This window comes from Nostoc sp. (genome assembly GCF_035638895.1).
Classification (GTDB): Bacteria; Cyanobacteriota; Cyanobacteriia; order Cyanobacteriales; family Nostocaceae; genus Nostoc.
Genome location: NZ_DASQZC010000596.1, coordinates 1 through 7,993, shown reverse-complemented (window position 1 = coordinate 7,993; position 7,993 = coordinate 1). Strand labels below are relative to the sequence as shown.

Genomic DNA, 7,993 nt, shown 5'->3' with positions numbered 1-7,993 from the left:
GTTTGCGGTTTGTTTGCAATTATTGTGGTTTCATTTGCAGTTATTGTGGTTTTGAGACCCCTCTTATTTGCAAATAATGTGGTTTCAAAAATGGCTTGTTTGCAGTTTTAACGATTTATGTTTGCAGTTCGCTACAGCTAGAGGATGGATAATCACAATTCTTTCTTCCTAGCACTGGCTGGTGTTTTGGTTGCTTTGTGGGTGTATACCCAAAACTTACAATTGCAAGAGCAACTTAGTAATTGTAAGTCTGAATTTGAAGGTTTTAAGCAAGGGGTAATTTACTCTAAATGACCCATTTGGAAACATCTCAGCGTGTAGGTGTTGAGATGTTTCCAAACTCATTACCTACACAGATGGATGTTTCCTAAAGATATGGAAAATAAAGAGACTGAGCAAGTAAATATTCAAGTTAAAAATCAAGTAATTCAAGAAAGGAGTTTAATTAAAACTGAGGAAACTATTACAGTTATATTTCAATCTATTTGTAGTTGTTTTGCTAGTAGTCTTTTTATTCAAGTAATTCTTTTAATTCCCAGTAGTTACAATTTAATTAATCAACTCCCTGTAATAATCCTTTTACTACTAATCTTATCTTCTTCAGTTCTAATCATTCTTAAAAAAATTCCTACCATCAATACTTATTTAATAGTGCTTGCGGTACTGATTGGTTTATTAATAGGGATATAAAAATGTTTAGCAACACATTCATTCAAGATTTAATTAATTACCGCAACAATTCAAAACTTATTACTAGCATATCCTTAGTTAGCTGTGGGTTATGTTTTGCTTCTGCGGTCACAATTCCTAATGGGTTCACCAAGATATCTGTTACTTTGTTAGGGCTACTCAATAGTATTGTAGGTATAACAGTTAGCAAATTAGATAGTAATCTAAATACTAGGTTAGAAGACTTACAGCTTACCAGCCGCGCTACTTCTAAAGAATTATTTGCAGGCTATTTAAAAGATAGTTCGTTTGAGGTAACAGTACAAACTCAACCAATTAAAGAACAAGATATAATCACTGACATTGTAGAATATTGGAAATCCCAAGAGAAACATTTAGCAATCATAGGTGGAACTGGTGATGGCAAAAGTTATACCATTAAGCTATTTGTAGCATCTCTGCAAAATGAATTTGATATCACTGCCTATGATGTTGATTATGCTAAAGATGATTATCTATCAAGTGTAGAAATTAGATATACTTATGAAGAAATTCAAGTCTCACTTAATAGAGATATAGAGGAATTAGAAAATAGGATTGTAGAAAGAAGAGAGCTTGGTAAAAGGTATTCCCCTGATAAGAGATTGACCATAGGTGAGGAGATGCCAGCTTTAGCAGATGAATGTGAAAGCTTGGGTCTATGGATGAGGAAAATGTCTAAAAGGGGAAGAAAAGTAGGGCTGTTTATTGCAGCAATTGCACAGAACGATACAGCAGAAAACTTTGCTTTAAAAGGTGATGCAGGTATATTGAAAGCTAACTTCTGCCTGCTTTATTTGGGTGAAAAAGCTAAAGAAAGGGCTAGGCAATTGAAAAATAAAGAACTTCTAGAGTGGTTAGAGGGCGCTTCAAAAGGCAGAGGATTGATAAATGATAAGCCTGTTTTGATTCAAGCAGGTAACTTTCAATCTACTTCCTTACCACTTCCTAATGAAGAGGTAAACGATACCATAAAATCACCTGGAAGCATTGAAGAAGTGGTAGAAGTGGCGCTTGAAACCCCCCAATTTTCTGAAGAAAATGCGCTAAAGTACGCCAGAATTTTGAAGGATGAGGGGTATTCTAAAACCAAGATTATTAAGCAAATCTGGGGCGTGGGAGGAGGTGCTAGATTCATAGAGCTATCAAAGCTGATTGATTCTTGATTCTTGTACACCTTAATTGTACAACCAACCCAAACAGCGCTATTATAACTGTACACCTTGTACACCCTGATATTGACCACAATGAATTTACCTTTAGTTGAGGATGGATTAGCCCCTAACAATATCTCCCTTGGCAGTGAAGCTTGGTTTAAATGGTTGGGTGAAAATAAATCATTTAGATATTGCCCTAACTCAGAAGGTTATTATTATTTAAGGGCTGATGTTACAGTTCGCAACCGGACTAAAGATTATTGGTACGCTTACCGCAAAGTGAATGGGGTGCAGCGTACTTTTTATTTAGGCAAGACAGCAGAACTGGATTATGAAAAATTGCAGTTGGCTGTAGATGAATTGTCTCTCAGTCAGATGGATTATCATAAATTGATTTGCGATCGCAAGTCAGGTGTACAAAGTAGAAAGTACACCTCAGCGCAGGCAAGAGAAGATTCATCCAGCCCACCATTAGGGTGTACAGAAGAGTTATACACCTTAACGCAGACCAATGAAGAGTTACAGAAAGAAGTTGAGTTATTAAAACAAAAGCTAGCTATTGCTGAAGGTGTGGTGGAGGCAGCTAAGGAAGTGGTACAAAATATGATTCCCTCTAAATCAAACATGATTAGAGGGAATGCATTGGTTAAATTGAGGGATAAGTTAAGTCAACTCTAATAAGTCCTGCTACTTGAGTAGTAATTCTTGTTGGAGTTAAGGGCGATCGCTTTCTAAAGTATCATCTTTAAAGGGAACTAACCCTTGCTCTATTGCTGCGGTTTCAATAGCCTCCCTGAGCCATGTAGAACGCTCTGGCATAGTGCGAATGATAGCATCTATATCACGGTCTATTTTAACACACAGTGGTTGATCTGCTAATGCAACCTCCCGCATAGGCTTAATAGGTTTCAAATTATCTAGTTTATTGCGCTTGGACATAAGAATACTGGTGAAAGAATACAGCTTTGAATATAGCTTATCCTTTAATTTGTACCCTTGTTTGGGCTAAAAGCCTTATAAATCAATACTTTCATCAGTATACTGATGAAAGTATTGATTTATTTCTAAATGAATGAATACACGTTTGAATACAATAAGTTTCTTTATATGTGTTCAAACCCTTTGAAATAAAGATTTTTCAACTAATACCCTCCCCTTAAACCAAAGGTAAAGGTTCACAATTGTTTGTTTGATTATCATTAAAAATAAGGATAATTAATATGTCTATTTTCATAAGTATACTTATGAAATATGAGCCTTAAACTATTATATAATAGTAATAGAAATTAATCCTAAAAACCTAGATTGACTGCTGTTTAAATACAAAATTGACTACACAAAATCTTTATGTCTACCAGAAAAGCTTCTAAGGGGCAAGCTAGTATTACCTGCAACAATGGATATTTACGTATTTCTTTGCCTAGAATTTTAAATGAAGGCAACCAGAAATATATATCATTAAAGCTAAAAGATACTCCTGATAATCGTGCTAAAGCACAATTAAAACTTAAAATAATTCAAAGAGATATCGATTATGATGAATTTGACAATACCCTTGCTAGGTATTCTTCTAACCCTTCAAAAATTTTAGCAAAACAAGAACCTACTATTAAAGATTTAATAGATGGTTTTAAAGAAAAATACTTCTTTAAAAAACCAGAAAATAGACAAACACTTAAAACCTTTAAAAGACATACTTACGCACTTAATAGATTTTTTTTAAATTACTATAATTTAAATTTAAGTGAACAAGTTATTACGCAAGTAATTCAGCAGACTGATGCTGGTTCGGCTAATAGATGTGATTTGATAAACACACTATCTACTTTCTGTAATCATTTTAAATTTAAATATGATTTTACAGGGTTAACGAATGGTTATAAACCTAAAGATAGAAATTTGCCTGAAGATGAGGCTATTGAATGTGCCTACAAATTAATACAAAATAATAAACATAAAACTGAAATAAGTATAAAAAGAGCAGAATCATGGGGGTGGATATTAATGGTGTTAGCCACTTATGGATTAAGACCGCATGAACTTTTTGCTATCAATTATGATAAATCTTTTAAAGAACCTTATTACGAAATAGAGCTTAATGGAACTAAAACTGATGGAATTAAGACTGGTGATAGAAAAGTTTATCCTGTACCTCTTGAATGGGTAGAAAGATATCAGCTATACAATATTAAAAACCAAGTTTTACTTGAAAATAGAAAAGAAATTACAAAATTTTCTATTTCTTTAGGACGTAGGATTAGAGACAAAAAAAATGATTTCAAAGATGATGAAGACTTAGCACAATGTTTAGATTTTCAGGCTTATGATTTGCGTCATAGATATGCGATAAGAGGGCATGAACTTGGATATGATGTTGAGTCAATGTCTCGTTGGATGGGACACTCTGTAACAATACACGTTAGCAACTACCACAAGTATCTAAAAGATGATACAGATAGGAAAGTATTTGAAGCAGCATTACATCGCTCTCAAGAATTAGAAAGGTTTAATAATGACCTTCCTAGCTATGAAGAGTTAGAAGCAGAATTAAAACTAGCTCAAGAGAAAATTAAACTACTTGAGGAAGAAATAATTATGCTTAAACAATTATCTAATTACAGCAGATTGCAGGTTTATGAAGTACAGTAGCAACAGTCTGTAAACCAGTTTTTTAGATGTTTAGGATTAATTAAATCAAGAGCCGTTGCAATTAAAACATCAACCATTTTTGTTGTAGTTGGAGAAAATTGACGCAAAAAAGCTTTGAGTTGTGACCACCAAAGTTCAATGGGATTAAAATCAGGAGAATAGGGTGACATATTAAGAACACTGGCACTAACAGATTGAATCAAAGGTTCAATGGTAGCTACTTTGTGAGCCGGGACATTATCCATTACAACTACGGCACCTGCCCATAATTGCGGCAGCAAACATTTCTGGATAAATACTTCAAATGCATTTCCATCCATTGAGCCATTCATCGTCATGACAGCTAAAACTCTTTTTAAACTTATTGCTCCAATGACCGTTACTTTCGCACCTCTATAAAATGGTTTTAAATCATAGACTCTTTGACCATATGGGCTTCGAGCATGAGTTCGTGTTAAACCAAGTAAAACACCCATTTCATCAATGAAAACCAAGTTTTCCATATCTATATTTTTCACTTTTTCCCAAAACTCACATCTGAGCTTTTGAACTCTTTCCGTGGCACATTGGCTACTACGTAGCGTCTTTTTTTTTGTGTCAGTTTTTGTCTTTGCAACGCACGACACATAGCACTAGTGCTTACCCATTTATCGTAAGTTTGTCCCCAATATTCACAATATTCAGATAAAGTTGCATCTGGATATTTTTCTACCATTTGAGCTAGCTTAATTTTATGCTTATCCAAATCACTCTTCATAGCTCCACCTTGTTTTTGTGGCTGTACATGACCTTGAGTTCTTTTGAGTAAAAGCAGCCTTTGTACAAAAGCCTTACTTACATCAAACCGAGAAGCTATTTTTCTAATTGATGTATCACCTTGAGAGTAAGCGTTAATTATTTTTTCTCGAAAGTCGATGGAGTAAGCTTTCATAGTACTAATTGATGCACTAGCATTTAGTGTACTCTATCTACCTGCAATCTGCTGTAGTTTTTATTCATCTGCTAATACAGGCCCATCTGGGGACATAACAACCCCAGGTGTTTGCTCAACCCACTTTTTAACACTTGCTCTCATAATTGGGGCATTCTTCCAGGTCATTTGTCTTTTAGCTAGCTCATCTAAAAGCTTTTCTCTATCTCCTAAATTAGTCCCAGTTAATAGTTGAGGCTCTTGAGACTTCAAAGTTTTAAGAGCTGCAATATCCTTAGCTCCACTTGCGATCGCAAACTCCATTGATTGTGTACAGCTTGGTGTACAACTGTTTGCAGGCAACGCAACTTGTACCCCACTCTCCACAAGTTCAGATATATTCTGCATCAGTTGGTTTACATTTTCTCTGGTTGATTCTGGTTTAGCTACAAAGCAACTGGGTAATAAAGCTTTGATTCCACTTGCTAATTGTTGATTACAGTTTTCAGCTACTTGCTGCATGTACTCTAAGAACTCAGGGAATATTGCTACTGTTGTGCGATCGCAGTCTTTATAAAATTCACTATAAGCATTTGAAGTAGCTGCTGCTTCCCATTTGCCTCCCTGTGGTTTGTATCTTTTATCTGCCCACCAATTTAGAAAGACTGGGTAAGGACGCTTGGGGGCAATCTCCCAAATCTGCTTCTCTAGATCCTTAGATTTTTTATTGTTAATTTTTGTGAAGCCCTGTCCAGAGGTCGCGGAACATTGACCTTCATGAGAGGTAACTGGCTCTTCAGGTGGGGCCTCTTTGACTTCATCCTCTAAGTGAGGGGTTAATTGTAATTCTTCCTCCTGGTCTAGCCAGGGGTCAAGCTCTGGCTCTTGGTCAATCTCCTTGGTCTCTTTCTCTCTTAGAATTTCACCTATTTGGGAGATAGATATGGGTATTTCTTTGTATATAGATGATTGTGCAGGGGTGTATATTGCATCATGCAACTCTGTATATTGCATTGTGCAGTTTTGCACATTGGCTCCACGAGAGCGTTTGGGCTGTTTAGGCTTCTCCTCAGTATCATTAAACTCAAAGCCAGTGTCTAAGTGTATTTTCTTGTAATCAAGTCTGTACCATTTAGTCTGGTTGTAAGCCTGGAATCCAGGGGGAAGACCTTGGGTAAATCCAATTTCCTTTTTAAGGTTGTGATACCTATCTGAAACTAACCAATTGATACTTTCTAAATGCCTAATAAATCTACCTATCTTATGGGCAGAAAGCCAGGAGAATTGTTTTTGAAGATCCTGGTAAGTAGAGAATATCCACTTGCACCCATCACCCAAGATGTATCCAACCTTCTCATTTTGTAGCCAGTAATGGAGTCTCTGTACTAATCCTGCCATTTGACCATCACCCAGAAACTCAGCTAAAGGCTGATAGCAGACATGAAAGAAGCCGTTTGAGGTTATACTAGTAGATAACATTTTTATTTTTTTGTGTCTCCAAAAGGGATACTCCCAGTGGCTGTTGATAGCAGCATGACTGGGTTTTATTTTGATTGCAGAAAAGTAAAAGCTTATTCCTCTTCATTTCCTTGGTGGGTTTTTTGCCAATGAGCGCATATCTCTATTAAAAATTCACCTAAAGTCATCTGCCGTTTTACTGCTTCAACCTTAAGCCAATAATGGAGAGAAGGCGGTACGTCCCTTATAGTAAGCCTTTTAAGATTGTTATTTGACTTATCTGCCTTGTCTGCCATTGGGTGTATTATAGATTATAAGGGGATATAAAGAATCTACCTTATATCTTTGCACTCATTACCTTTAGCAAAACTATGCCAGAGGATTCACTTAACTTAACTAATTCAAACACTGGAGGCAGTGACACCAAAGGAGAAACTAAACGTAAGAGGCAACCACGTAAAGCTCTACCCAATGCAGTGCAATCAAATGTTACTAGGGGTGAGCTAAGTATTAAAGGGAAGATATCAAGCACTCCTAAATCAGTTGCCTCTAATGATTTCCCTTTGTTTAAAACATTTCTGCTTTCGCCTGAAGGGGATGAGTTATTTATCAAAACCACTAGGAGCAGTATTGTATCACTCTCCACTGGTGACAGGTTTGCATCAAACATTACAGGATACTTAGTAATTCTCTAGTCAAATTGCGATCGCAGTCTTGGCAGGGTGCGATCGCAATACTCCCAACTCATTACAAAAGGAAGTTATTTAATTATGACTGATGATTCAAGCATTGATAAAAAGTATGTTGAGCGCTATTTCAAACAAGCTCAGAATACTGATTCAGAAGATTTAAAAAATAATGCCCTTTACAGAGTGGGGACACAAATGGAAATCCTACCCTGTGATGGTAATGCTAATCTATCCTCTGAGCAGCAGCAAAATGTAATTGATGCTGCTAAAAAGTTGCTAGATGTAGCGAACTGCAAACATAAACGCTTCAAACCGCAAACAAGGCAATTTTGAAACCACATTAACTGCAAATAAAGGGGGTCTCAAAACCACAATAATTGCAAATGAAATTGCAAACATAATTTTCAAACTGCAAACAAGGG

Annotated in this window: 11 protein-coding genes; 6 read left to right on the top strand and 5 right to left on the bottom strand. The window is 36.0% G+C overall.

All coding sequences use genetic code 11. The annotated features are described in order from the left end of the window. Positions 1-360 precede the first annotated feature (360 nt). The 3 genes from VE944_RS29505 (at position 361) to VE944_RS29495 (ending at position 2,543) form a co-directional block, all read left to right on the top strand. Positions 361-690 carry a hypothetical protein gene (locus tag VE944_RS29505; RefSeq protein ID WP_324985893.1) on the top strand — a complete coding sequence of 110 codons (330 nt, stop codon included), beginning with the start codon at positions 361-363 and terminating at the stop codon, positions 688-690. Positions 691-692: 2 nt separating this feature from the next. Next, the gene (locus tag VE944_RS29500) at positions 693-1,874 is read left to right on the top strand and encodes a helicase HerA domain-containing protein (protein WP_324985890.1); all 1,182 of its coding nucleotides are present in this window, start codon (positions 693-695) and stop codon (positions 1,872-1,874) included. An 81-nt stretch (positions 1,875-1,955) separates the two neighbouring features. Beyond that, on the top strand, positions 1,956-2,543 hold the full coding sequence (locus VE944_RS29495; RefSeq protein WP_324985886.1) for a hypothetical protein: 588 nt from the start codon (positions 1,956-1,958) through the stop codon (positions 2,541-2,543). A gap of 36 nt (positions 2,544-2,579) precedes the next feature. On the opposite strand, the gene VE944_RS29490 is transcribed toward VE944_RS29495, so the two are convergent. Beyond that, complete coding sequence (locus VE944_RS29490; RefSeq protein WP_324985883.1) at positions 2,580-2,804, bottom strand: hypothetical protein; 225 nt, start codon at positions 2,802-2,804, stop codon at positions 2,580-2,582. Positions 2,805-3,212: 408 nt separating this feature from the next. Here VE944_RS29490 and VE944_RS29485 point away from each other — a divergent pair, with 408 nt between their 5' ends. Beyond that, a complete protein-coding gene (locus VE944_RS29485; RefSeq protein ID WP_324985880.1) occupies positions 3,213-4,514 on the top strand; it encodes an Arm DNA-binding domain-containing protein in 1,302 nt (433 codons plus the stop codon). Here VE944_RS29485 and VE944_RS29480 read toward each other — a convergent pair. From VE944_RS29480 to VE944_RS29465, 4 genes are all read right to left on the bottom strand, one after another. After that, positions 4,499-5,032, bottom strand: a complete 534-nt coding sequence (locus tag VE944_RS29480; RefSeq protein ID WP_324985877.1) for a transposase — start codon at positions 5,030-5,032, stop codon at positions 4,499-4,501. The two genes, VE944_RS29485 and VE944_RS29480, sit on opposite strands and share 16 nt — an antisense overlap. Continuing rightward, positions 5,029-5,445 carry a helix-turn-helix domain-containing protein gene (locus tag VE944_RS29475; RefSeq protein WP_324985874.1) on the bottom strand — a complete coding sequence of 139 codons (417 nt, stop codon included), beginning with the start codon at positions 5,443-5,445 and terminating at the stop codon, positions 5,029-5,031. Before VE944_RS29475 ends, VE944_RS29480 begins: the two co-directional genes overlap by 4 nt. A 60-nt stretch (positions 5,446-5,505) precedes the next feature. Continuing rightward, complete coding sequence (locus VE944_RS29470) at positions 5,506-6,903, bottom strand: hypothetical protein (RefSeq protein ID WP_324985871.1); 1,398 nt, start codon at positions 6,901-6,903, stop codon at positions 5,506-5,508. A gap of 92 nt (positions 6,904-6,995) precedes the next feature. After that, entirely contained in the window at positions 6,996-7,178 is a 183-nt protein-coding gene (locus VE944_RS29465; RefSeq protein ID WP_324985869.1) for a hypothetical protein, read from the bottom strand. Positions 7,179-7,253: 75 nt separating this feature from the next. On the opposite strand from VE944_RS29465, the gene VE944_RS29460 reads away from it, so the two are divergent. Together VE944_RS29460 and VE944_RS29455 are read left to right on the top strand one after the other, a co-directional pair. After that, on the top strand, positions 7,254-7,577 hold the full coding sequence (locus tag VE944_RS29460) for a hypothetical protein (protein WP_324985866.1): 324 nt from the start codon (positions 7,254-7,256) through the stop codon (positions 7,575-7,577). Positions 7,578-7,652: 75 nt separating this feature from the next. Then, complete coding sequence (locus VE944_RS29455) at positions 7,653-7,904, top strand: hypothetical protein (RefSeq protein WP_324985864.1); 252 nt, start codon at positions 7,653-7,655, stop codon at positions 7,902-7,904. Positions 7,905-7,993 lie beyond the last annotated feature (89 nt).